The 24,970-nt window shown below is 69.3% G+C and carries 20 protein-coding genes; 10 read left to right on the top strand and 10 right to left on the bottom strand.

The window, feature by feature from the left end:
* Window positions 1-20: 20 nt before the first annotated feature.
* From HJD23_RS00380 to HJD23_RS00365, 4 genes are all read right to left on the bottom strand, one after another.
* Window positions 21-992, bottom strand: a complete 972-nt coding sequence (locus tag HJD23_RS00380; RefSeq protein WP_171109178.1) for an ornithine cyclodeaminase family protein — start codon at window positions 990-992, stop codon at window positions 21-23.
* A gap of 15 nt (window positions 993-1,007) precedes the next feature.
* Complete coding sequence (gene dapA, locus HJD23_RS00375) at window positions 1,008-1,907, bottom strand: 4-hydroxy-tetrahydrodipicolinate synthase (protein ID WP_171109181.1); 900 nt, start codon at window positions 1,905-1,907, stop codon at window positions 1,008-1,010.
* A 106-nt stretch (window positions 1,908-2,013) separates the two neighbouring features.
* Window positions 2,014-3,402, bottom strand: coding sequence for an NAD(P)/FAD-dependent oxidoreductase (locus HJD23_RS00370; RefSeq protein WP_171109183.1), 1,389 nt, complete (start codon window positions 3,400-3,402; stop codon window positions 2,014-2,016).
* A gap of 149 nt (window positions 3,403-3,551) precedes the next feature.
* Window positions 3,552-4,925 (bottom strand): MFS transporter, encoded by a 1,374-nt coding sequence (locus tag HJD23_RS00365; RefSeq protein WP_171109185.1) that lies wholly within the window; start codon window positions 4,923-4,925, stop codon window positions 3,552-3,554.
* Between the two features lie 347 nt (window positions 4,926-5,272).
* On the opposite strand from HJD23_RS00365, the gene HJD23_RS00360 reads away from it, so the two are divergent.
* The 4 genes from HJD23_RS00360 (at window position 5,273) to HJD23_RS00345 (ending at window position 9,327) form a co-directional block, all read left to right on the top strand.
* Entirely contained in the window at window positions 5,273-5,941 is a 669-nt protein-coding gene (locus HJD23_RS00360) for a GntR family transcriptional regulator (protein WP_171109187.1), read from the top strand.
* Window positions 5,942-6,594: 653 nt separating this feature from the next.
* Complete coding sequence (locus tag HJD23_RS00355) at window positions 6,595-7,527, top strand: transporter substrate-binding domain-containing protein (RefSeq protein WP_171109189.1); 933 nt, start codon at window positions 6,595-6,597, stop codon at window positions 7,525-7,527.
* Complete coding sequence (locus HJD23_RS00350) at window positions 7,527-8,498, top strand: amino acid ABC transporter permease (protein ID WP_171109191.1); 972 nt, start codon at window positions 7,527-7,529, stop codon at window positions 8,496-8,498. Before HJD23_RS00355 ends, HJD23_RS00350 begins: the two co-directional genes overlap by 1 nt.
* A 22-nt stretch (window positions 8,499-8,520) precedes the next feature.
* On the top strand, window positions 8,521-9,327 hold the full coding sequence (locus tag HJD23_RS00345; RefSeq protein WP_197972944.1) for an amino acid ABC transporter ATP-binding protein: 807 nt from the start codon (window positions 8,521-8,523) through the stop codon (window positions 9,325-9,327).
* Between the two features lie 213 nt (window positions 9,328-9,540).
* Here the strand turns inward: HJD23_RS00345 and HJD23_RS00340 are convergent, their stop codons facing one another.
* The 3 genes from HJD23_RS00340 to HJD23_RS00325 form a co-directional block, all read right to left on the bottom strand.
* A complete protein-coding gene (locus HJD23_RS00340) occupies window positions 9,541-10,071 on the bottom strand; it encodes a transposase (RefSeq protein ID WP_346770332.1) in 531 nt (176 codons plus the stop codon).
* Entirely contained in the window at window positions 10,068-10,610 is a 543-nt protein-coding gene (locus HJD23_RS00335) for a winged helix-turn-helix domain-containing protein (RefSeq protein ID WP_171133958.1), read from the bottom strand. The genes HJD23_RS00340 and HJD23_RS00335 overlap by 4 nt, the downstream gene beginning before the upstream one ends.
* Before the next feature lie 547 nt (window positions 10,611-11,157).
* Entirely contained in the window at window positions 11,158-11,445 is a 288-nt protein-coding gene (locus tag HJD23_RS00325) for a putative quinol monooxygenase (protein WP_171112866.1), read from the bottom strand.
* A gap of 231 nt (window positions 11,446-11,676) precedes the next feature.
* On the opposite strand from HJD23_RS00325, the gene HJD23_RS00320 reads away from it, so the two are divergent.
* The 6 genes from HJD23_RS00320 to HJD23_RS00295 all read left to right on the top strand — a co-directional run bounded on the left by HJD23_RS00320 (window position 11,677) and on the right by HJD23_RS00295 (window position 20,927).
* Window positions 11,677-13,125, top strand: coding sequence for an aldehyde dehydrogenase family protein (locus HJD23_RS00320; protein ID WP_171112864.1), 1,449 nt, complete (start codon window positions 11,677-11,679; stop codon window positions 13,123-13,125).
* Window positions 13,126-13,167: 42 nt separating this feature from the next.
* On the top strand, window positions 13,168-14,385 hold the full coding sequence (gene lhgO / locus HJD23_RS00315) for an L-2-hydroxyglutarate oxidase (RefSeq protein ID WP_171112862.1): 1,218 nt from the start codon (window positions 13,168-13,170) through the stop codon (window positions 14,383-14,385).
* 157 nt (window positions 14,386-14,542) lie between these two features.
* Window positions 14,543-15,403, top strand: a complete 861-nt coding sequence (locus tag HJD23_RS00310) for an amidohydrolase family protein (protein WP_171112860.1) — start codon at window positions 14,543-14,545, stop codon at window positions 15,401-15,403.
* Between the two features lie 13 nt (window positions 15,404-15,416).
* Window positions 15,417-17,135: a thiamine pyrophosphate-dependent enzyme gene (locus HJD23_RS00305; protein WP_171112858.1), complete on the top strand. Its 1,719-nt coding sequence runs from the start codon at window positions 15,417-15,419 to the stop codon at window positions 17,133-17,135.
* 20 nt (window positions 17,136-17,155) lie between these two features.
* Window positions 17,156-18,235 (top strand): Ldh family oxidoreductase, encoded by a 1,080-nt coding sequence (locus HJD23_RS00300; RefSeq protein WP_171112856.1) that lies wholly within the window; start codon window positions 17,156-17,158, stop codon window positions 18,233-18,235.
* A gap of 367 nt (window positions 18,236-18,602) precedes the next feature.
* Entirely contained in the window at window positions 18,603-20,927 is a 2,325-nt protein-coding gene (locus tag HJD23_RS00295; RefSeq protein ID WP_171112854.1) for a family 43 glycosylhydrolase, read from the top strand.
* A 251-nt stretch (window positions 20,928-21,178) separates the two neighbouring features.
* On the opposite strand, the gene soxG is transcribed toward HJD23_RS00295, so the two are convergent.
* From soxG to HJD23_RS00280, 3 genes are read right to left on the bottom strand one after another with little or no spacing between them, the layout of a single operon-like run.
* Window positions 21,179-21,814 (bottom strand): sarcosine oxidase subunit gamma family protein, encoded by a 636-nt coding sequence (gene soxG / locus HJD23_RS00290; protein WP_171112852.1) that lies wholly within the window; start codon window positions 21,812-21,814, stop codon window positions 21,179-21,181.
* Window positions 21,807-24,671, bottom strand: coding sequence for a sarcosine oxidase subunit alpha family protein (locus HJD23_RS00285; RefSeq protein WP_171112850.1), 2,865 nt, complete (start codon window positions 24,669-24,671; stop codon window positions 21,807-21,809). Before HJD23_RS00285 ends, soxG begins: the two co-directional genes overlap by 8 nt.
* Window positions 24,668-24,964, bottom strand: coding sequence for a sarcosine oxidase subunit delta (locus tag HJD23_RS00280; protein WP_171112848.1), 297 nt, complete (start codon window positions 24,962-24,964; stop codon window positions 24,668-24,670). Before HJD23_RS00280 ends, HJD23_RS00285 begins: the two co-directional genes overlap by 4 nt.
* Window positions 24,965-24,970 lie beyond the last annotated feature (6 nt).

Raw genomic sequence — 24,970 nt, 5'->3', positions numbered from 1 at the left:
TCGGGTGGTGCGGGGGCCGGTCAGCCGACGCTCCGGCCGACGCCGTGCAGTTCGGCCTGCTGGTAGACGCTCCAGGCCGCTGCCGCGTCCTGCACGCCGAGGCCGGCGCTGAGATACGTCACGATGTCGCCGTCGCCGCTGCGGCCGGTCACGGCACCGGTCAGCACATGGCCGAGTTCGAGGACCTCCAGCTCCGCCGAGTCGCTCTGCGCCCGGTCGGCGACGAGCGGACCGCAGTTCTCTCGCGCCGTCGGTTCGTGATCGACGACGACGTGGCGACTGGCGCGCAGGACGTCGGGACCGATCTCGCAACGGTGCCGGTCGAAGGAACCGACCGCGACGACCGTGGTACCGGGTCGGAGCTGACGCGCGGTGAACAGCGGCTCGGTGGCCAGCGTGGCGCAGACGATGACGTCCGCCTCGGAGATCGCGTCGCTCAGGGACCGCACCGGTTCGACGTCGAATCCCTGCTCGCGCAGACGTCCGACGGCGGCGTCGAGCGGGGACCCGGGCGGTGACCACATCCCGGTCCAGGCATAGCCCTTGTCGCGCTGCAGAGCGGCGACGTGCGCCTGCCCCTGTACACCGGACCCCAGTACGAGGAGGCGGGCCGCGTCCTTCCTGGCCAGCGCCTCGACCGCGACCGCGCTCGCGGCGGAGGTGCGAAGCGTGGTGATCGCCGTACCGTCCATGAAGGCCAGCGGGACGCCGGTGCGGGGGTCGAGCACGGCGACCACCGCATGGATGGTGGGCAGGCCGGTTGCCGCGTTCCCGGGATTGATGCTCCCGAACTTGCAGACCGGGCCGCTCGCCGGGTCGAGGCGGGAGGCGTAGCAGAAGACACTGTCGGGATCGTCGGCGTAACCGCCCAGGATCTTCTCCGGCTGCCACGCCTCTCCCCGCGCGAGAGCGAGGAACGCCGCCCGTTGCGAGGCGATCGCGGTGTCGATGCCGAACACGGAACGGACGTCGTGCTCGTCGAGGAATCTCATGACTGCGGCCCTTCCTCAGCGTGCCGTCGAGAGCTGCGGCATCGTCTCGATCAGGGAGGAGATCCTGGCGGCGCTGGCGTCGTCGAGGCCGAGCAGCGGCTCGCGGGGCGCTCCGACGGGGAGTCCGACCGCGTTCAGGGCGGCCTTGACCGCCGGGATGAACGGGGCGGACATGATCGCGTCCATCAGCGGGTAGATCCGTGCCCATTCGGCCTGCGCGCGGGCGAGGTCGCTGTCGCGCAGCGCCCGGTGGATCGAGACGAGTTCGGCCGGCATCACGTTCGCGGTCCCGGCCATGACACCGGCGGCGCCCTCGGAGATCGCCTGCAGCAGGAGGCTGTCCCAGCCGATGAAGGTGGAGATGACGTCGCCGTAGCGGTGGATCAGCTGCCCGGCCTGGGCCATGTCGGCGCTGGTGTCCTTGATGTACTGGATGTTCTCGACCTCGCGGGCGAGCTGTCCGACGGTCTCCGGCGAAAGGTTGACGCCGGTCGCCCCCGGCAGGTTGTAGAGCATGATCGGGATGTTCACGGCGTCGGCGACGGTGCGCAGGTAGTGCAGCGTCTCGTCGAGCGTCAGTGGCTCGTAGTAGGGGGCGACCACCATCAGGATCGAGGCGCCGGCGGCCTCGGCATGGCGGGAGAGTTCGATCGCTTCCCTGGTGCTCACCGCACCGGTCTGGGCGATGACCGGCACGCGTCCAGCCACCTGGTCGACGACGGTCTCGACCACCTGGCGCCGTTCCGCAGCGCTCATCGCCGCGAACTCACCCGTGGATCCACAGGCGACGACACCGTCGACCCCGCCGTCGATGCTGCGGTCGACCAGGCGGCGCAGTGTCTTCTCGTCGAGTTCCCCGTCCGACGCGAACGGTGAGGCGAGTGCGGTGAGGACACCGCTCAGCTGTGACGACATTTTCAAGTCTCCTCAGGTGAGGCTGTGGGCGGGCGACTGCCGGCGTGTGGATGCCGGGTTCGTGGAGGGGCGCCGGAGCCGTCGGGCTCCGGACGGGACGGTCGGCTCAGGACACGGCGCCCACCGGCGCCAGGCCGTGCGGGTCGGTCGGCCGGTCGGTGGCCAGCAGGCTCTGCGCCTCCTGAGCGGCGGAGAGCCCGGACGATATCGCGGTCTCGGTGTAGAGGGTGCCGAGGTAGTCACCAGCCAGGAGGACGCGTCCGCTGCGGCGGGTGAGCGTCTGCTGGAGCTTTCCGCGGCCCGGGAAGCAGTACGGCGCACCCGTGGGCCAGCGCTGGACCTCGGCCTCGACGACCTTGTCGGCGAAGCCGGGCAGTACCTGGTCGAGATCGTCGAGGTAGATCCGGCGGATCTTGTCGTCGTCGTGCTCCAGCAGTTCGCGGGCCAGGCTGCCTGGCGAGAAGGTCATGATGCTGCTGCCGGGCCGACGTTCCGACTCGTAGCCGTGCACGACGTTCGACATGTTCAGCGCGACGTTGAAGGACCGTTTCGGCGTCGCGATGCCGTAGGCGTCGTCCCAGACCTGACGCCCCGTCTCATTGCTGAGGAACGCAGCGCTCACGTAGGGGCCGTAGACGATCTTCGACAGGGCTTCGCGTACGTCACGGTCAAGGTTGACGGCGATCCGGTGGCTGACGGTCGCGGGCGTGGCCAGGACCACGCAGCGGGCCTCGACCTCCTTCTCCACGCCGCCCTCCCGGTAACGGACCACGACGGAGCCGTTCTTCTGGACCACCTCGTCGACGGTCGCGTTCAGCCGCACCCGGTCCGCCAGGGCCGCGGCGATGGACTCGGTGAGGGTGGACGGGCCGCCGATGATGCTCTGCGAGAGGCCCGCGCCGATGTTCCACACCAGACTGAAGTAGCCGACGCCCGCGCCCGCGGAGAGCTGGTCGATGTCGGCGGCGGAGCGGGTCACCGTGGGCTTGAACAGGGCCTCGGCGTCCTCGGGAAGGTCGCCGATGAAGTCCTTGAAGGAGCGGTCGTTCATGAAGTCGTAGACACGCTGCTGGCGTTGGGCCTCGGTCTCGCCCTTGCGCCGCTGCACGATCCGGGCGTAGCGGGCCACCGACAGGGCGACCTTGGCACCCGCCCTGACCATGCCGACCCGCGCCGACATCGGCATCGGAATACGGAACGGGTAGCTCTCCACGCGGCCCTTGAGCAGCAGTTTGCCGTTCATCGACAGCCCGGCCAGCGAGCCGGGCACCGCCACCGAGTCGACGCCCGTGCTCTTCAGCAGCCATGACGTGGCCGAGTCGCCACCGGCGTAGACGTGACCACCCCAGTTGAGCCAGTACGGTCCGCGCCGTTCCGAGCGGATGCGTCCGCCGATCCGGCCCTCGGATTCGAGCAGGAGCGTGTCCCAGTGCCGCAGTCGCCAGCCGGCAGCGAGACCGGCGATGCCGCCTCCCACGATCACTACGTCTTTCATCGACCCTCCTGCGCAGTTGCGGGTGAATGTTTCGGCCGCTCGAAGAGCCTCGCCGTGCGATGTTCCGTGGATGTGCCGACCGATACGGCAACCAGGGGGTGTGGGGGATCCGTCCGGGCCCCGCCGAACGGTGGGCCCGGTCCGGTTGGTCAGACGCTCGCGGGGCGGCCGACGGGTTCGTCGCTCCGAGGCGTCAGCGCCGCGGCCTCATGCAGGGCCAGGCCGCGGGTCTCCGGTGCCCACAGGACGGAGACGACGGCGCCGACGAGGCTGATGGCGGCGGCCGCGAGCATGGTGCCGCCGACGCCCCAGCCGGTCAGGGCCATGGGGACGAGATAGGTGCCGACCGCGGCGCCGATCCGGCTGGCCGAGGAGGCCAGGCCCACGGCGGAGCCGCGCACCTCGGTCGGGAACAGTTCGTTGGGGTAGATCCACTGGAGGATCTGGGTGCCGCCGATGATGACCGCGTACAGGGCGAACAGGGTCATGATCACGCCCGAGGGGGCGTCGGGGAAGATGCCGAGCACCAGCAGGGCCAGGCCCGACCAGAGGAAGCTGTGGATGACCAGGGGACGCCGGCCCATCTTGTTCACGCCGAGCAGGGCGACCACACAGCCGATCAGGAACATCACGGTGATCATGGCCTCGCCGATGTTGGCCAGGCCGCCCTCCAGCTTCAGCGCGTCCAGGATCTTCGGGCCGAAGGCGTAGATGGCGAAGAGCGGAACGATGGAACAGGTCCAGAAGACGGTGATGTAGAGCATCCGGCCGCCGTAGCCGGAGCGCAGGATCGCCTTGATGTCGACGTTCTCGCGCTCCTCGGCTTCGTCCGGCAGGTCGGCGACCGTCACGTCAGGGCCGTAGACCTTCCGCAGAACCGCGTTGGCCTCGTCGACGCGGCCCTTGTTGGCCAGCCAGCGCGGGGACTCGGGGGTGCCGTGGCGCAGCAGCACGATGACCGTGGCGGGCAGGGTGGCGCTGGCGAGCATCCACCGCCAGGCGTCGTCGCCCATGGTCGACAGCATGATCTCGCCGACGATGTACGCCACGGCGGCACCGACGAACCACATCACGACCAGCCCGCCGAGCAGCGGTCCCCGGTAGCGGCGCGGGGTGAACTCGGCGAGCAGCGAGGTGGCGATGGGGTAGTCCGCGCCGACCGCGGCGCCGATCAGCAGCCGCAGGATGAAGAGCCACACCGGGTCGGTGGCCCAGAACTGGGCGACGGAGCAGACGATGATGGCGATCAGGTCGATGGTGTAGAGGAGCTGCCGGCCGAACTTGTCGGTGAGCCAGCCGCCGATGAACGCGCCGAGGAAGATGCCGATGAGCGCGGACGCGCCGATCAGGCCCTCGGCGGAGTCGGACAGGTTCAGCTGCGGCGTGATCTGCACCATGGCGACGCCGATGATGCTCAGGACGTACCCGTCGAGGAACGGCCCTCCGGAGGAGTACAGCGCGAGCTTCTTGTGGAACCGGGACAGAGGTGCGTCATCCAGCCTGTTTCCTGCGTTCACTGTCATCACAGCCTCCTGGAGCGAATCCCGGGCTCACCCGTCGAAGGGTGGGTCCAAGGCAGGTGGGGGTTGATGTCTTGTCGTAGGTGCCGGACGTCCGGTCCCGACACGTCCCATGCGCTGGTGTCTGGGGCAGCGGCTTGGTCACGCGATGCAAGGGGGAGCTACGGGCTCACCGCGGTTGCCCGCCACCCTAAGATGTGATCACAGATCACACAATGGGTTGGAGTGGAGTTGGGGTGGAGTTTTCGAAGGCGGTTCCCCCTGGGGCGGCGCGGCCCGGAGACGGGGCGGGCGCGAGCGTTCGTCGAACTCCTGCCACCGACCAGGCCCTTTATGATTCAGTCGTGCGTATGTCCAAACGTGTCGAGCCGTCGCCCTCTCTGACCGACCAGGTGTACGCGGTACTGCACGAGGCGATCACGAGCGGCGAGTATCCAGCCGGCTACCGCTTGCGCATCCGCGATCTCGCCGCCGAGGTCGGAACCAGCGTGATGCCGGTACGCGAAGCCATCCGACGCCTTGAGGAGGCCGGCTTCGCCGAGCGGGTCCCGCACAAGGGCTCGGTGGTGAAGGGGCAGCACCTCGCCGAGCTGCTCCACATCTACGACACACGGCAGGTCCTGGAGGTCGAGGCCGCGCGCCGCGGTGCCGCACGGATCGACGAGGGGGACGCCGCCCGGATGCGTGAGGAGTTCGAGTTGATGCGGCGCGCGATAGCCGAGGGCGCTGTCGCTCCTTACCTCGACCACGACGAGGCTCTGCTCACGATTCTCTACGAGGCGGCCGGCAACCCCGTGCTGGTGAACACCATCCGTACGCTGTGGCAGCACTGCCGCGCCTACAAGATCGTCGGCGCCCGGGCGGCCCTCGGCACGCCCGGCGACGACACGCTGTGGCGCTACCAGGAGCAGCTGCTGAAGGCCGCCCGTGCGCGCGACGCCGAGGCGGCGGCCGCGATCACCAACGAGTCGCTGGCCAACGCCACCGACCGGATCAAGGAACAGCTGGTCTCGCGATAGACGGCACGGCGGCCGAGTATCGGCCCCGGTCGCCGAGCCGCGTTCGGCCGGGACTGCGCTTCGGTGGCATCCGCCTCCGTTCCTTCCTTCCATCCATCCATCCCTCTGCGGGTGACCGACGCACCGTGCCCGTCGGCGGTGGCCACAGCCGCGACGGGCGGCGTCAGGTCGAGGTTCCGGCCCGAGCGTGGCACCCAGTTACGTGCCGATCGTCGCGCCGACCCCGCTGGGCAGGGCGACGGGACCGTCTGGCTTCGGGAGACCCGCCGAGGTCGCTACGGGCGCGTGACTGGCCATATTCCGCCCCATCGGTTACCAATGGGTTGCCGATTTGCTACGAATTGCACTGATTAGTGCGTGCCGGACGGGGGCTGCGGCCGAGGCAGGTCGCCATCCCCTCGCGCGCCCGGTTCGCCGTCCCGTCAGGGGGCGTGATCGCCCTCGCGCTCGCTCGTCAAAATTCCTGACGGGCGCTTTCCCCAGGTCAGAGCAAGCATCGCGGGCAACGAGACGAAAAAGATCTGTGATCACATCTTGTCAGACCTCGGTGAAGGTGCGAAGTTACCTGCCATCACCCGGTCCCGAGACATCCGAAACAGGGACTATTTCGGGATTAATCCGCTCAGGCATTTCAGCCACAGGCAGGGAGAGTCATGAAGCGTCTTCGCGATTCACGTCTTGTTCGCTTCGGGGCGATCTTCGGATCCGTAGCACTGATCGGGTCGACGGCCGCGTGCGGTTCGTCCGGCACCGGTTCCTCCGCCGCCGCGGCGGACAGCGGGTCGAAGAAGGTCGACTCGATCGCCGCCATGGTTCCCAAGTCGATCGCCGAGAAGGGCACGTTGACGATCGCCGCCGCCACCTACCCGCCCGCGGTGATCGAGCCGGCCAACGGCGGGACCCCCACCGGCTGGGACATCGAGAACGTGCGTCAGATCGCCGCGGTCCTGGGTCTGAAGGTCCAGATCAAGATCGCCCCGTTCGACGGCATCATCGCCGGACTGCAGGCGGGCCGTTACGACGCGGCGACCGGGGAGATCTACGCGACCCCCGAGCGCACGGAGACCGTCACGTTCGTGACCAACCACGCATCGGCCGACGCCCTCATGGTCCCCGTCGGCAGCAAGATCACCAGTGCCGCCACCGAAACAGACCTGTGCGGTCACACCCTGGCCGCATCGCTCGGTTCCGCCGAGGCCGCGCTGGCCGAGAAGCTCGCGGGCAAGTGCAAGAGCGAGGGCAAGAGCGCGATCACGGTCAAGACCTTCAAGTCACAGGCCGAGGTCAACCTCGCGCTGAGCGGAGGCCGGGTCGACGCGGCGGTGAGCAGCGCGAGCCAGGTCGCCTATGTGATGAGCCAGACCAAGAACCAGTTCAAGCTGGTCGAGCTGCCCTGGGCCCCCCAGTACAAGACCGGCATGGTGCTGGGCCGCAACAGTGACACCGAGAAGTTCGCCGAGGCGGTTCAGGCGGCCACCGACCACCTGATCGAGAACGGTGAACTGCAGAAGATACTCGACGAGTTCAACGCCGGCCAGGGGCTGATCGAGAAGGCCGAGATCCTGCCGTCCACGGGGAGCAACTGATGAAGGCAGCCGCCGTCACGGACTCCACACGCGTGGCCCCGTCAGCCACCCCGCCATCGGAACTCGTGCCGATGCGGTATCTCGGTCGGCGCCTCGCCGCCCTTCTCGTTCTCCTCGGCGCGGCGAGTCTGGGCTACTCCGTGATGACCAACGACAACTTCGAGTGGCCGGTCGTCTGGGAGTACCTGTTCCACCCCGAGATCATGGCGGGCCTGCGCACCACGCTGGTCCTCACCGGGGTGTCCATGACCCTGGGCATCATCCTCGGCATCGTTCTGGCTGCCTGCCGGATGTCGGAGAACCGGGTGCTCTCCTCGCTTTCGGGCGCCTACCTGTGGTTCTTCCGAGGTACACCGCTCCTGGTCCAGCTGATCTTCTGGTTCAACCTGTCGGCCCTCTACCCCCGGTTGTCACTCAGCGTGCCGTTCGGCGGTCCTGAGCTCGCCGGCGCGGCCACCAACGGGGTGCTGAACCTGTGGGCCGTCGCCATCATCGGCCTGACCCTGAACGAATCGGCCTACATGGCCGAGATCGTGCGCGGCGGCCTTCTCTCGGTGCCCAAGCACCAGAGCGAGGCGGCCATCGCGCTCGGGATGAACCGGTGGCTGACCTTCCGGAGGGTGGTCCTGCCCCAGGCTCTGCGGGTGATCGTCCCGCCCACCGGCAATCAGGTCATCGGCATGCTGAAGCACTCCTCGCTGGTGAGCATCATCGCTCTCGCCGACCTGCTGTACTCGGCGCAGCTGATCTACTCGCAGAACTTCCGCACCATTCCGCTGCTCGTCGTGATCTCGATCTGGTACCTGGTGTGCACCACGGTGCTGTCCTACGCCCAGGGTCACATCGAGCGCCACTACGGGCGCGGCGTCCACGTCGGCGCGCAACGGCCCGGCGGACTGGCGAAGCTCCGCTCGCTCGGCTCCCGGTTCTCGCGACCGTCCCAGTCCAACGACAGCCCCAATCCGGCGTAACGAAAGGACCGGTGAAGATCCGATGAGCGCAACGACATCCGCCCCCGGCGGCACTGACACCTCGACGGCCGATCCCATCGTCCGGATCATCGACCTCCACAAGAGCTTCGGAGCGGTCGAGGTCCTCAAGGGCGTCGACCTGGAGGTGCACCGCGGCCAGGTGGTCGTCATCCTGGGGCGGTCCGGCTCGGGCAAGAGCACCATGCTGCGGTGTGTCAATCACCTCGAGCGTCCCTCCAGAGGCACCGTCATCGTGGACGGCGAGGTGGTCGGTTACCGCATCAAGGGGAACAAGCTGCACGAACTGCCGCCGTCGGCCGTCGCGAAGCAGCGCACCAAGACCGGCATGGTCTTCCAGGCCTACAACCTCTTTCCGCACATGACGGTGCTGGAGAACCTCATCGAGGCGCCGCGCCGCGTCAAGGGCGTGGACAAGGTCGAGGCCGTGGCGGACGCGATGCAGGCGCTGGAGGAGGTGGGTATGGCCCACAAGGCCGGCGTGTACCCCAGCACCCTGTCCGGCGGCCAGCAGCAGCGCGTGGCGATCGCGCGTGCCCTGGTCATGAAGCCCAGCGTCATGCTTTTCGACGAGCCGACCTCAGCCCTGGACCCCGAACTGGTCGGTGAGGTACTGAGTGTCATGAAGCGGCTGGCGACCAGCGGGATGACGATGATGGTGGTCACCCATGAGATCGGCTTCGCTCGTGGCGTCGCCGACGAAGTGGTCTTCATGTCCGAAGGCCGGCTCGTCGAGAAGGGCCCGCCGTCCCAGGTCATCGACGCACCCGTCCACGAGTCCACGCGCACCTTCATCGACAGCATCCTTTGAATCCCCGACGGCGCGGCGTACGGGCTCGGCTTCTCGCAACGCGCGGCGGCCGGATACCCGACCGCGCGGGCGGCTCTTCGCCCTGCCGAGGGCATCGCCCTGCCCTTGATGCCCTCCAGCTCCGAGGTCAGCGCCCCCGGAGTCCCGGGGTAGATGGCATCGCGGACGGCCTGCGGTTGTGCAGGGCGGTCTAGAGATCTTTAACGGCTGAGGTTACGGCGGTTGGAAGTCGAGCCCGGTCTTGGCGATGAGCCCCTCCATGAGGCGAGGGCGGTACTGCATCCGTTTCAGTCGCGTCTTCACCAACACGGTGAGTTGGTCGAGGCTGTGTTTGGTGAGGTTGGCCAGTGACCTCTTCAGGTGCGACCACACGCCCTCGACGGGGTTGAGCTCGGGAGCGTACGGAGGCAGTTGGTAGACGGTCAGCCATAATCGGGCGGCGATCAGCTCCTGCATGGTGCGGCTGACGTGCGTGTTCAGGTTGTCCCAGACCAGCACGATGGGGCCGCCGAGCTGCTGATGCGCGGCATCCAGCAGGCGGGCGTAGTCGGTCTCGGTGAAGCCCTTGCGTCGGCCCTTGGCGGGGCCGCGGTCGAGGTGGATGCGGTAGATCAGCCGTGGCCGGTGGCCGGCTTTGGTGCAGATCAGCGCCGCCATTGAGACGCGTTTGGTGCCCGCGGCGGTGACCCGCACCACTGGGGTGTGGCCCCGGCGGCCCCAGGTGCGGCCCTTGGGCGGCCTCAGGCCCTGGTCGGCTTCGTCCTCGAAGCAGAGCCAGGCGCCCAAGTCCGCCGCCCTCTTTTTGTGACGGGCCACTGATCGTCCTTCCAGGCGGCGATCTTCGCCTCGTCCCGCTCGGTGGCCTTGCGGGAGGGGACCTGCACGCTCCAGCCGATGCGGTGCAGCAGCAGGTCCAGCCCGGCCAGGGTGTACTCGACGCCGAACCGGCGGCGCACGATCTCGGCGATCCTCGCCAGAGTCCAGCACTGGTCACTCCAGCCGGAGGCGGCCGGGCCGGCATCCAACACCGCCTCCAGCACGCGAAGTTGTGCCGCACCGAGCTTGCAGCGGGCGCCGCCGGGTCCCTTGGAGGCCAGCGCCTGCCGACCGCCCGAAGCCAACGCCCGCCGCCAGCGGTTCGCCGACATCCGGGTCACCCTAAACCGCCGGGCCACCTCCCGGTCACTGGCCCCGGCCTCGATCAAGTCAGCAGCCGCGAGCCGGACTTGCTCACGCCGAGCCCGTTCCTCGGCCGTCAATCCACCGCCATCGGGATACCTCATTCTCCCGGCATAGCGCGGCCCACGACAGCCGTCACGACCCGACGTAACCCGCACCGTTAAAGATCTCTAGACGGTGCGGTGGGCCTGGAGGTCCGGGTGCATGAGCCCGGTGGAGTCGTACACGGGGGAGAGCTTCAGTTCCTGGCGCACCTCGCAGATGTGGGCCAGGCCGGTGATGTTGACCTGAGCGGCGCGAAGGTGCCGCGCCGGCGGTAGGCCATGCTCAGCTGCTCGTACTGGAGCCGCTTGAGCGCCTCGGGCACCGGCGCCCGCCCCACCCCGAAGGACTGCGCCGGCTGCTTCCTCGTTGATCGGCGCGTCAGGACGGAGATCCAGCATCACGAGCCGGTCACGGATGGCGCGACAGGCGCGCGCCTCGCGCCCGGTCTCCCCGCCGCCCCTGAGCCCGAGAGTTTCTCTGTGCCGTGTCAGACGTGAGCGGCGAAGCGCGCCTGGTCCGTTGGCGCAGATGTGCAGAGTCGGCAGCGAACCAGGGCGTGCCCCGCCGGGTGCGACACATGTCGTGGGCTGCGAAAACGAACTTCCCTCACAACACCTGGGCGAACGTCACCGACCGTTCGGTCAGCAGCGGCCACACACTCTCCACGATCAGCTCCCTGAAATGGTCCGCTGCCTTGTGCGCCTCGAAGCCGGCCTGATCGGCGTACTGCTCGTACAGCACGAAGACGCCCGGCTTGTCGGCCTCCGAGTGCACCTCGTACGCCAGGTTCGCGGGCTCGGCACGCGTGCGCTCACGCACCTTCAGCAACGCGGCGCGCACCGTGGCCTCTTCGCCGGGGGAGCAGTGGTAGCGGGCGATGACTGCGTAGGCCATGTCTGTCTCTCCTCAGCGGGTGTTCTGACTCGGGGCGGCACCTCGCGCATGCCCTCCGGCCTGCTGATTCCAGCACGGATCAACCGTCCTCCGACCTGCGCGCGGCGCAAGCAATGACTGCCCTCGCGGGGCTGGTGGACCGTCCTGCCTTGGTGTGTTGTCGCATCCGGCCCGCACGGCCGTTCAGAAGCGCAGCCCGCGGAACCGCGGCGGAGGAAGGAAGTGATCTTCATGCGTACTGTGGAAGTCCTTTCCGGCGGGGAGTGGGTGACGACCGGGGAGTGGATCGACGTACGCGACCCGGCCGACGTCCGTGCCCCGATCGCCCGCGTCCCCGCCCTGACAGCCAAGGACGTCACCCGCGCCTACGACCACGCCGAGCGCGCCTTCACGGTGTGGAAGCGCACCAGCCCCTTCGAGCGGGCCCGGATCCTCACGGACGCGGCCCGGCTGATCCGCGAGCGGGTCGACGAGATCGCCGCCGACGTCACCGCCGAGAACGGCAAGACGCTCACCGAGGCGACCGGAGAGACCCTCAAGGCGGCCGACTTCCTGGAGTACTACGCGGGTCTCGCCCGCCAGGGCTACGGCACGCTCCTGCACGACGTACGGCCGCACCACCGCGTCCACACCCAGCGTGAGCCCATCGGCGTGATCCTCGTGATCAGCCCCTGGAACGACCCGCTGATCACCCCTGCCCGCAAGCTCGCCCCGCTGCTCGCGGCCGGCAACGCGGCCGTGGTCAAGCCCGCCACCGAGACCCCGCTGTCGGGCCTGCACTTCGCCCGCGCCCTGCACGACGCCGGGCTGCCGGCCGGTGTCCTGAACGTGGTGACCGGCCGTACCGCGGAGATCGAGGGGACTCTCCTTGACGATCCCCGGATCGCCGGCATCACCTTCACCGGCTCCAACGCCGTCGGGGGCCGCATCCGGCGCCGTCTCGCCGACCGCAACGTCCGCTTCCAGGGCGAGCTCGGCGGCAAGAACGCCTCCGTCGTCCTCGCCGACGCCGATTTGCCGTCCGCCGCGAAGGCCGTCGTCGCGGCCGCCTTCGGCCAGGCGGGACAGCGCTGCACCGCCACCAGCCGGGTGATCGTCGAGCGGCCGGTGTACGAGGAGTTCGCGCGGCTCCTGGTCGTCGAGGTCGAGGCGCTGCGGACCGGCCCGGGCAGGGACCCGGCGACCACCTTGTGCCCGCTGTCGAGCCCCAAGCACCGCGACAGCGTCCTCGCCGACCTGGACAAGGCGGTCGAGCAGGGCGCCACCGTCCTGACCGGCGGCGAGGCGGACACCGGGGGCGAGCGTGTCCACGGCTGCTACGTGCAGCCGACCGTCCTCGCCGACGTCACCTCCGACACGGCGATCTGGCGGGACGAGGTCTTCGGCCCGGTCCTCGCCCTCCGCGCGGTCGACGACTTCGCAGCGGCCGTCGAGGCGGTCAACGACTCCGACTTCGGCCTCGCCGCGGCCGTCTTCACCCGCGACCTGGCCGACGCCCACCGCTTCGCCGACGAGGCCGAGTGCGGACAGGTCGCCGTCAACACCACGACCACCGGCTGGGACGTCCACCTGCCGTTCGGCGGCTTCCGCGACTCCGGCACCGCGTACAAGGAGCAGGGCGACGAGGTCCTCCGCTTCTCCACCCGGGTCAAGACCGTCGCCGTCAACTTCGGTACCTGACACCGAGCCTGAGGCGAGGAGCAACGAGACAGGAGGACGCGTATGGCCGACGAGACGATCGGCATAGTCGGCGCCGGCATCGTGGGCCTGGCCACGGGCCGCGAGATTGCCCTGAGCCGCCCCGGCACCCGGGTCGTGGTCTTCGAGAAGGAGCAGGAGGTCTCGCTCCACCAGACCGGTCACAACTCGGGCGTCGTGCACGCCGGCATCTACTACACGCCCGGCAGCCTGAAGGCCGACCTCACGGTGCGGGGCGTGTCCCTGCTGCGCGAGTACTGCCAGGACCGTGAGTTGCCGTACCGGGAGATCGGCAAACTGGTCGTGGCGGTTCGCGAGGACGAGCTGGACCGGATGAACGACCTCTACGAGCGGGCCAGGAACAACCACGTGCCCGACCTGAGGAAGATCTCCAGGGAGGAGATCCGGGACCTCGAACCGCACGTCGCCGGTGTGGCGGCGCTGCACTCCCCCCGCACCGCCATCACCGACTACCCGGCGATAGCCCGCGCCTTCGCCGAGGACGTCATCGACTCCGGTGGCGAGGTCAAACTCGGTTTTCCGGTCACGGGCATCACCGAGGTGCCCGGCGGCATCACGGTGGCCTCCGGGCAGGAACGCGTCCGCGTGGACCGGCTCGTTCTGTGCGCGGGCCTCCAGTCCGACGCCGTGGCCAAGTTGGCCCAGGACAGGCAGGAGCCGAAGATCGTCCCGTTCCGGGGCGAGTACATGCTGCTCAAGCCGGAGAAGACGGACCTGGTGCGCGGCCTGATCTACCCGGTGCCGGACCCGCGCTACCCGTTCCTCGGCGTCCACTTCACGCCCCGCGTCGACGGCTCCGTGGAGGTGGGGCCCAACGCGGTCCTGGCGCTCGCCCGGGAGGGCTACACCCGCACCCGGATCTCACCCAAGGACCTGCTCGGCCTCGTCGGCTACCCCGGCGCCTGGAAGATGGCGGCCCGGCACTGGCGTACCGGAATCAGGGAGTACCGCGGCTCGTTCTCGACGGCGGCCTTCATGAAGGCCGCCGGGCTGTACGTGCCCGAGATCTCGGCCAGGGATGTCGTACGTGGCGGTGCGGGTGTACGCGCCCAGGCCCTGGACCGGGACGGCACCCTCGTGGACGACTTCCGCATCCATCGGGTCGGCCGGGTCACGGCCGTCCGCAACGCGCCCTCCCCGGCTGCCACAGCCTCCATGGCGATCGCCGAACACATTGTCTCGGCGGTTTTCGAGGACCGTTCCGCTATCGGGCCCCACTGAGTTCAGCGGCAGAGAACGCCCTGCGTACAGCGCACTTCCGCGCAACAAGTGCTTGCGCTCTCAGGGACTCCGCAACGCCTCGCCTCCCGCCTAGCGTTCCTTCCGCACCGCACCCGCCACCTTGTTCGAGAGAACTTCGAGAGGAAGAGCTGAAGACATGTTCGTCGTCGACACGCAGATCCACATCTGGCTGGAAGAGACCCCGGACCGCCCCTGGGTCCCGGGCGCGCGGGAGCGGATCCGCCTCAACGGCCACCGGGAGGACCCCTTCTCGTACGAGGAGGCCCTGGAGCTGATGGACGAGGCCGGCGTCAACCGGGCGCTGATCCTGCCCCCGTCCTGGGAGGGCGACCGCATCGACTATGCCTTGCAGGCCTGCGAGGCGCACTCGGACCGTTTCGGCATCATGGCCCGCATCCCGCAGAACAAGCCCGAAGAGGGCAAGGCCATGCTCAAGGACTTCGCCCAGAACCCGCATGTGAAGGGCACGCGCCTGACCTTCCACCGGCCGATCGACCGCAACTGGATGATCGACGGCACCAACGACTGGTACTGGCCGATCGCCGAGGAGCTGCGCATCCCGACGATGGTCCACGCCCCGATCTGGAAGCGGGAGCTCGGCGAGATCGCTGCCAAGCACCCCGAGCTGAAGATCATCATCGACCACATGGGCATCATGGCCCGCTGCGTGGACGACGCGATCGGCTACTGGGTCTCGGAGACCGCCGACCTGCACGTCCACCCCAACATCTACGTCAAGGTCTCGGCTCTGCCGGGTTACTCGACGCACCCCTTCCCGAACAACAACATCCAGAAGTACGTGCGAGAGATGGTCGACAGGATGGGCCCGCAGCGCTGCTTCTACGGCACCGACATCACACGCCTCCTCGGCCACGGCATCACCTACACCGACACCATCGAGCAGTTCACCAAGCACTGGGACTTCACGCCCGAAGAACTCGAATGGATCATGGGCCGCGGCATCTGCGAGGTCCTGAACTGGCCGATCGAGGGCTGAGGACACACACGCGATGACGGACACCATGAACGCCCCGGGCTCCGGCGACCGTGACGGCGGTGACGCCTTCGTCTCCGCCTTCGAGGCGGCCGGCGCCGACTACCTCTTCTGCTCGTCGGGATCCGAGTGGGCCCCGGTGTGGGAGTCCCTCGCCCGCCGCCACCGCGACGGCGAGCCGGCCCCCGGGTACCTGGACCTGACCCACGAGACCGTCGCCGTCGGCATGGCCACCGGCTACGGACTCCTCAAGCGCCGGCCGCAGGGCGTGCTCCTGCACGCCGCCCCCGGCCTGCTGCAGGGCTCCATGGCCGTGCACGGCGCCCTGCTCGCCGGTGTGCCCATGGTGGTCGCCTCCTCCGAGTCCGCCACCTACGGCGACGGGCCAGGCAAGGATCCGGGCGGCCAGTGGTACCGGAACCTGTCCGTCGTCGGCGGCCCGCACGGCGTGGCCGGCCCGTTCAGCAAGTGGGCCAACGAGGCCGCCAGCGTCCACACGCTGCCCACGATGATCACGCGGGCGGCGGAGATTTCCTGGCGGGCCCCGGCGGGACCGGCGTACCTCAACATCCCCCTGGAGATCCTCCTTCAGGAGTGGGACGGCCGCGAGGCCAAGCCGATCGTCCCGCCGGGTTCCACGCACAGCTCGCCCGAAGAGGTCGACCCCGTCGCACAGATGATCCGCGAGGCGGAAATCCCCGTCATCGTCACCGAGACGGCGGGCCGGGAGGCAGGCGGTTTCGAGGCCCTGCTGGCCTTCGCCGAGGCGTGGAACATCCCGGTTGTGGAACCGGACTCGGCGGTGTGCGGCAACTTCCCGCGCACCCATCCGCTGCACGCGGGCTCCGACGTCGGCCCATGGCTGGACGAGGCAGACCTGATCCTCCTGGTCAACTGCCGCGCCCCCTTCTACCCGCCGTCCCGCCGCCCGGCCAAGGCCCAGGTCGTCGTCATCGACGAGGTGCCGCAACGACCCCACGTCGTCTACCAAGTCCTGTACGCGGACCGGTACTTGGAGGGCAACGTCGCCAACACCCTGCGTCAGCTCACCAAACGCGCGAACAACCTCGATGTGGCCACCGTCACCGCACGCCGTGCGGCGCAGGAGCGGCAGCACACCGACGAACAGGCGGCGATGGCCGCCGCGGAAGCCAAGGCGGAAGGAGCCGAGGGCATCGACCCGGTGCTCGTCACCGCGACCCTGCGCAGGCTCCTCGACGGACGGGACGCGATCGTCGTCGACGAGACCATCACCCACAGCCGAGTCGTCAAGCGCCACATGCGGATATCGGACCCCGACTCGTACTTCTACGTCCAGGGCGGCCTCGGCCAGGGCATCGCGGTCGCCCTCGGGGTCAAACTCGCCGCCCGGGAGCGCCCGGTGGTGCTCACCATCGGCGACGGTGCCTTCACCTACAACCCCGTCATCCCCTCGTACGACGCCTCGAAGGCATACGAACTGCCCCTGCTGATCGTGGTGTTCAACAACCGCGTCTACAAGTCGATGAACCTCAACCACCGCCGCTTCTACCCCGAAGGCGCGGCCGCCGAGACGGGGGAGTGGCTCGGCACCGATCTGCACCGGCTGCCCCGACTGGCCGCCTTCGCCGAGCCGTTCGGCATGCACACCGAGACCGTGGACGCTCCCGACGCCCTCGCGCCCGCCCTGGAGCGCGCCCTCAAGGCCGTTGCGGACGGCACGACCGCCGTCGTCGACGTCCTTCTCACCCGCTGACCCAGGAGAAACCCGCCACCATGACCGACACACCGACCGCCAAGCCGGGCAGGGTCCTGGTCCCCGCCGAGGACCTGCGCACCTTCGCCGCCGCTCTCCTGGAGAAGGGCGGCCTCGGCTCCGAGCACGCCCGCACTACCGCCGACGTGTTCGTCTGGGCCGCGCTGCGCGGCGTCGACTCGCACGGCATCGCCCGCGTCCCCGCCTACCTCGAACTACTCGCCAAGGGCGTTGCCAACGCCCGGGCCGACATCAGGATCGAGTCCACCACCCCGGCCGCAGCCGTCCTGGACGCCGACCGCGCTCCGGGCCCGGTCGCCCTCACGGCCGCGGCCGAAGAGGTCGTTCGACGTGCCAAAACGACCGGCATCGCCTCCGTGGGGGTGCGCCGCACCGTCCACACCGGCGCCATCGGCTATTACGTGTCCAAGATCGCCGAAGAGGGCCTGATCGGCATCGGCTTCGTCGCCGGCATGCCCAACATGGGCTACACCGGCGTCAAGGGCGCCGCTGTCGCCACCAGCCCGCTCGCCGTCGCCGTACCGGCCGAAGACCATGCCCCGCTGTTGCTCGACATGGCCACCGCCACCATCGCCCTCGGCAAGATCCGCCAGGCCAAGGCTTCCGGCACTCCGCTGCCCGAGGGGGCGGCGGCCACCGAGGACGGCACCCCCACCACCGATCCCGAGAAGGCGGTCATGCCCCTGCCGCTGGGCGGCGCCAAGGGCTCGGGCATGTCGCTCGCCTTCGAACTGCTCACCAGTGTGCTCGTCGGCGCCCCGATCCTCTCCGCGTTCCACTCCGACGACCCGCAGGGCCGCAGGCACCGCCAGAACGCCCTGCTCATCGCCGTCGATCCGGCGGCCTATGGTGATCCGGACGTTTTCACGGCGGCCGTCGACGCCACGCTGAGCACCCTGAAGGAGTTGCCGGTGGCGGACGGTGCCGCGGGTGTCTTCTACCCCGGAGAGCGCAGCGCCGCACTGGCCGAGGGCCGGGTCGGCAAGGGGGTGCCCGTGGCGCCGAAGGTGTGGCGCGAACTGACGGATGCCGCCAGTAAGTGGGGCATTACTGAGCCCGGAACCACCACGGCGGAATGAAAGGCCGGTGGCGGAAACTTGACTCGGCGCGGCGCGAAACTGCCTGCGAGGATGCGGGCCACCACATCGGCTTCGCCGCGCCCGGAGCGCCGCGTCGGCCTGTGTGGCGGTGGCGAAAGCATTCACAGGGTGAAGACCTCTCGCTCTGTCCGGGCGGTCGGACGTATCAAGGAGCGTGCGGGGGTGGCGAGTTACCGAGCCCGAAGGGCAATGTCCGACCTGTCGGACGTTGTTCGAAAACTATTGACGTTGATCGCGCCCCAATTCACACTCACCAACGCGACGTCAGCGGGCTGAGATCCCCAGTACCTCAGCCGAGGCCTCGTGCATTCTGCCTCTGGCATGTCTTCTTCAGGGATGTGAACCCATGCACAGCGTGAGACTTCAGGGCCGCCGAAGACTCCGGGCGGGCGCTCTGGCCGCCGTGGCCACCACCTCGCTCCTCATGGGCGTCGTCGGCCCGGCCGCCCCCGCCCGGGCGGCGGAGGTCACCGACGGCCTGGCTCTCTGGTACAAACTCGACGCCACCTCGGGCACCGTGGCGGCGGACGCCTCGGGCAACGGCCGAAACGGCACCGTCAATGGCACCGCGATCTGGTCGGGTGCCGGGGAAGGGCTCACGTTCGACGGGTCCAGCACTTACATCAAGGTGCCGGACAACATCATGAGCGGCATGAACTCGATCACCGTCTCGATGGACGTGCAGATCGACGCCGCCCAGGCCACGCCGTACTTCCTCTACGGCTTCGGCAACACTGCCAACGGCGCCGGAAACGGGTACCTGTTCACCACCGGCAACTCGTTCCGGACCGCCATCACCTCCGGGAGCTGGTCCAGCGAGCAGAACACCCAGGTCTCCACCGCGTTGCAGCGCTCGGTCTGGAAGCACGTCACCTACACCCAGACCGGCAGCACGGGCGTGCTCTACGAGGACGGCAGGGAGGTGGCCCGCAACACGTCGGTCACCGTCACTCCCGGTTCCATCGGGTCCGGCATCACCACGGCCAACTACATCGGCAAGTCGCTCTTCTCCGGTGACAAGCTCCTCAAGGGCAAGATGCGCGACTTCCGGGTCTACAACCGCGCGCTGGCGCCCGGCGAGGTCCTCGAAATCAGTGGCAACACCACGGGCGTCGCGAAGGTCACCCATCCCGCCCTGAAGATCGACGCCATAGTCGACGACGCCAACAGCAAAATCACCCTCCCGCTGACCGAGGGCACCGACCTCACCACGCTCGCCCCGCAGTTCACCCTCGCCCAGGGTGCGACCATCAGCCCGGCCTCCGGCACCCCGCGCGACTTCAGCGAGCCCGTGACGTACGAAGTGACCGGCTCCGACGGCAAGAAGCGCACCTGGACGGTCTCGGCGCTGATCATGAGGAGCCCGGTCCTGCCGGGGCTCAACGCCGACCCGAACATCGTCCGGTTCGGCGACACCTTCTACATGTACCCGACCACCGACGGCTTCGAGGGCTGGAGCGGCACGCAGTTCAAGGCGTACTCCTCCAAGGACCTGGTCCACTGGACTGATCACGGCGTCATCCTGGACCTCGGACCCGACGTCAGCTGGTCCGACACCCGGGCCTGGGCCCCGACGATGGCCGAGAAGAACGGGAAGTACTACTTCTACTACTCCGCCGACACGAACATCGGCGTAGCGGTCTCCGACTCGCCCACCGGCCCGTTCAAGGACCCCCTGGGCAAGCCGCTGATCGCCCGCGGTGCCTTCAGCGGACAGATGATCGACCCGGCGGTGTTCACCGACGACGACGGCCAGTCGTACCTCTACTGGGGCAACGGCTGGGCGTATGCCGTCCCGCTGAACGACGACATGGTCTCCTTCGACGCCTCGAAGGTCACCGACATGACCCCCAGCGGCTACAGAGAGGGCACCTTCGTCATCAAGCGCAAGGGCGTCTACTACTTCATGTGGTCGGAGAACGACACCCGGGACGAGAACTACCGTGTCGCCTACGCAACCGGGTCCTCGCCCACAGGTCCCTGGACCAAGCGGGGCGTGATCCTGGAGAAGCGCCTCGACCTGGGCATCAAGGGCCCCGGCCACCACTCCGTGGTGCAGCTGCCGGGCACCGACGACTGGTACATCGCCTACCACCGTTTCGCCATCCCCGGCGGTGACGGCACCCACCGGGAAACCACCATCGACAGGATGGAGTTCGACTCCGCCGGGCTGATCAAGAAGGTTGTCCCCACCCTGAGCAGCATCGACCCGGTCTCGGTCGGCGCCACCCTGCCGACGCACACCACCCGCTCGCTCCAGTCGGTCAACTTCCCCGGCCGCTACGCCGCCGTCCGCTCCGACAGCCTCGGCCACCTCGACCCGGTGACCTCCTCCAGCACCGCGGCGGTCAAGCAGAACGCCACCTTCACCGTCGTCCCCGGCCTGGCCGACTCCACCTGCTACTCGCTCCGTGACTCGTCCGGCCGCTACCTGCGCCACATGGACTTCCGGGTCCGCTTCGACGCGAGCAACGGCACGGCGCTCTTCAGGCAGGACGCCACCTACTGCGCCCGGCCGGGTTCGGCCACCGGCTCGGTCAGCCTGGAGTCGTACAACTACCCCGGCCGCTACCTCCGCCACTACTACTACGAGCTGCGCGTCGACCCCTACCAGGACAACGCCACCTTCCGCGCCGACAGTTCCTTCACGGCGGTCAGCCCCTGGGCCTGATCACATTCCCTCACGAGCAGGTGGCCCGCACGGTTCTGCCGCGCGGGCCGGCCGTCTGCCAGGCGGCGCCTACGGACGTGGGGCCGAGGGAGACAGCTGTGCCACACGACCGGGACGGCTCCTTCGAACCGAAGATCGAGGTCTCGACGGGCAGGCGCCGCTAGTGGGCCGGGCCGCCCGCATCGGCCTCACCGAGAGGGAGGGGGAAGGGGCCGATGCCGACGGAGGCGACTCGAACGCGCTCAACGCCATCAGGGCAGCGCCGGGGCACGGTACTCGCTCATTGCGTCGATGAGCCAGCGGGCCAGATAGTCGGCGAACGAGGAGCGCGGGAACAGCCGGTACGTCGGCACGTCGCCGACCTGCCAGAGCAGTACGGCGACGGGGCCCACCGTGGTCGACACCGCCCGGCCGGGACCGAAGGCGCGGGGATGCAGGTCCAGCGGGCAGCCCTTCTCCAGTACCTGCCGGGCGGCCGGGCCGCTCAGCTCCAGGGTGGTGCGGTTCGCGGAGACGTCCACCACCGAGCCGGGGTCTGTTCCGAGTGCCTCCCGCAACTCGGCGGTCACGGTGGTCGGGTCGGCCTGGGACAGCACGAGCCACTCGTCGGGGCCGAGCCAGAGGATCGTGCGGGGGCCGGACGTGGCGGTGTGGCCGCACTGGCGCGGGAGCGGTGTCCCCAGGGCCTTCTCGATGCGGTCGGCCGCTTCGGAGGCGGGATCGACGCGCAGGTTCACCATGGCGAGGAACGGCCACTCGGTGAGCGTGACACCGCGGGTGCCGGTGACGGCGGCGGCGCGCATCCGCTCCTCCAGATGTGCCAGGGGGCTGGTGCGCAGTGCCACCGGGCCTGCGTCCGCGCCTGTGGCGATGGTCGGCTCAGCCATCTCGCTTGGTCCCTTCGGGGTCGTAGAGGACGAAGTCGGTCACCTCGACGGGCACCAGGTCCTCGCCCACCGGGGCGAGCAGCGTCTGGCCCTTCCGCGCCTGCCCGTCGGCGACGAGGGCTAGGGCGAAGGGTCGGCCGAGGGCCGGGCTGTGGTAGCTGGAGGTGACGTGGCCGAGCATCGGCACCGGCCCGGCCTCCGGGGTGATCGGCACGTCCGGCGCGACGAGCTGGGTGCCCTCGGGCAGCCGGGTCGTGCGGTCGCTCGGCAGCAGGCCGACCAGTTGCTTGCGGTCGGTGCGGGCGGTGTCGGCGCGGGCGAAGGACCGCTTGCCGATGAAGTCCTTCTGCTTGGAGACCACCCAACTCATGCCCGCGTCCTGCGGAGTGACGGTGCCGTCGGTGTCCTGGCCGACGATGATGTAGCCCTTCTCGGCCCGCAGGACGTGCATGGTCTCGGTGCCGTACGGGGTGATGTCGTACGGTCGGCCGATCGCGTACACCTCCTCCCAGACCTCAAGCCCGTACCAGGCGGAGACGTTGATCTCGTAGGCGAGTTCGCCGGAGAAGGAGATCCGGCAGATACGGGCCGGAATGCCGGAGGCAAGGGTCGTCTCGCGGAAGGCCATGAAGGGGAACGCCTCGGCGGACAGGTCGACTTCGGGGGCCAGATGGGCGACGACCTCGCGGGACCGCGGGCCGACGACGGCGATCGTCGCCCACTGCTCGGTCACCGAGGTGCAGTGCACGTCGAGTTCGGGCCACTCGGTCTGCAGCCACTCCTCCAGCCAGTCCAGGACGCCTGCGGCGCCGCCGGTCGTGGTGGTCATGAAGTAGCGGTTGTCGTCGAGGCGCAGTGTCACGCCGTCGTCGAAGATCATACCGTCGGACTTGCACATGACCCCGTAGCGGGCCATGCCGGGCTTGAGCTTCTTGAAGGCGTTCGTGTAGACGCGGTTGAGGAACTCGCCGGCGTCCGCGCCCCAGATCTCGATCTTGCCGAGCGTGGAGGCGTCCATGAACGCCACTCCCTCGCGGGCCGCACGGCACTCGCGCGCCACGGCCGTGTCCATGTCCTCACCGGGCTGGGGGTAGTACCAGGGGCGCTTCCACTGCCCGACGTCCTCGAACTTCGCGCCGTGCGCCACGTGCCAGCCGTGGATGGAGGTGGTGCGCTCCGGATCGAACAACTCGCCGCGCTCGCGCCCGGCCAGGGCGGCGAAGGCGATCGGCGTGTAGGGCGCCCGGTAGGCCGTGGTGCCGATCTCGCCCGGGGACGCGCCCGCGCCGAGGGCCTCGGCGATGACACCGATCGCGTTGACGCCGGACGTCTTGCCCTGGTCGCCCGCCGTACCGAGCGAGGTGTAGCGCTTGACGTGCTCGACGCCGCGCATGCCGGCGCCGGTGGAGCGCCAGACGTCGGCGACGGTGACATCGCGCTGGAGGTCGACGAAGTGGGTGTCCCAGGTGCCGGGTTCGCCGTCGGGGGCGGGCACCAGCCACAGTGCGCGCACCGGGCCGGCGGCGAGCCGCGCGACCGCGGACGGTACCGCCACCGGGAACCCGGCGTCCGTCGCGGCGCGTGCACCGGCGCGCGCTCCTTCGGCCAGGCAGCCGTCGAGGTCGTACGTCCCACGGGCCGCTCCGACGACCTGCTGGTCCCGTACGGTGCCGTCGGGGACGAACGCGACCAGCTCCTCGTCCCAGCGCAGCCGTCCCTGGCGCTGGCTGTGCAGGTGCACCACCGGGCTCCAGCCGCCCGACACGGCGAGCAGGTCGCAGTCGAACGACTGCGACTGACCGGTGAGTCGACCGTCCGCGTCGAGGGCCTGGACGGTGACGCCGGTGATGCGGCCATCGCCCCTGGTGCCGACCACCGCGCTGCCCGTCAGCACCCGCAGCCCGGTCGCCACGGCGACCTCGGCCGCCCGGTCGGACAGCTCGGGGCGCGCGTCCACGACGGCGGCGATGTCGACGCCGGCGGCATGGAGGTCGGCGACCGTGTCGTAGGCGCTGTCGTTGGTCGTGCTCACCACGGCCCGCGAACCCGGGGCCGCGGCATAGCGGTTGAGGTACGTGCGCACGGCCCCGGCCAGCATCACCCCGGGCCGGTCGTTGCCGGCGAAGACCAGCGGGCGCTCGTGGGCGCCGGTCGCCAGGACCACCTGGCGGGCCCGTATGTGCCACAGCCGCTGGCGCGAGACGCCTTCTGGGGCGGCGGCCCCGAGGTGGTCGGTGCGCCGCTGGAGGGCCAGCACGTAGTTGTCGTCGTACGAGCCGAAGGCCGTGGTGCGTGGCAGTACGACGACCTCGGGGGCGGCGTCGAGTGCGGCGCGGACGTCGGTGACCCACTTGAGGTCGGTGTGCGCGTCGGAGAGCAGCGACCCCCCGGGCTCGGGCTGGTCGTCGAGGAGGATCACACGTGCACCGGATCCGGCGGCAGCGGCGGCGGCCGCCAGGCCGGCCGGTCCGGCGCCGACGACCAGGACGTCCGTGTGCGCGTACTTCTTGTCGTAGACGGCAGGGTCGCAGGTCGGGTCGAGCCGGCCCATCCCGGAGAGCGTGCGCGCGGACAGGCCGTCGTACAGCTCGAGGGTCGTCGCCGGGAGCATGCCCTCCGAACACGCACCCTCGATCTGCAGCAGGGCGTTGGGCTCCTCGACACCGGCGGAGACGATGCCGCGCGGGCGGCCGCGGTAGAGCGACGGGGCGACCTCGACGAGGCCGTTCGCCAGCATCGCCGACGCGACGGTGTCTCCGGGATGTCCGGTCATCTCCCGGCCGTCCACGGTGAACCGCAGCACGGCGCCTCGGTCGATGCGGCCGCCTTCCCGGAGCCGGAAGTGCTGGTCGGTCATCGGTTCCCTCCGGCCTGGGGCAGTTCGGGGCGGGGCTCGTCGAGCCGGTAGGAGGTCAGTACCTCGTGGGTTGCGGTGTCGCGCAGGACGTTGAACCAGCGGCGGCAGCCGGAGCTGTGCACCCAGCGCTCGGCGAAGGGGCCCTTGGGGTTGTCGCGGTAGAAGACGTACTCGGCCCACTGCTCGTCGGTGAGGTCCGCGGGGGTCTCGGGGTAGGGGACGTGGGCCTGTCCGCCGTAGTGGTACTCGGTCTCGTCGCGCGGACCGCACCACGGGCAGGTGATGAGAAGCACGGGGTC

It is taken from the genome of Streptomyces sp. Z423-1 (genome assembly GCF_013009255.1).
In the GTDB taxonomy this organism is placed as follows: Bacteria; Actinomycetota; Actinomycetes; order Streptomycetales; family Streptomycetaceae; genus Streptomyces; species Streptomyces gossypiisoli.
Note: the sequence above shows the minus strand (reverse complement) of the source record. Positions and strands in the feature narration are given on the sequence as shown.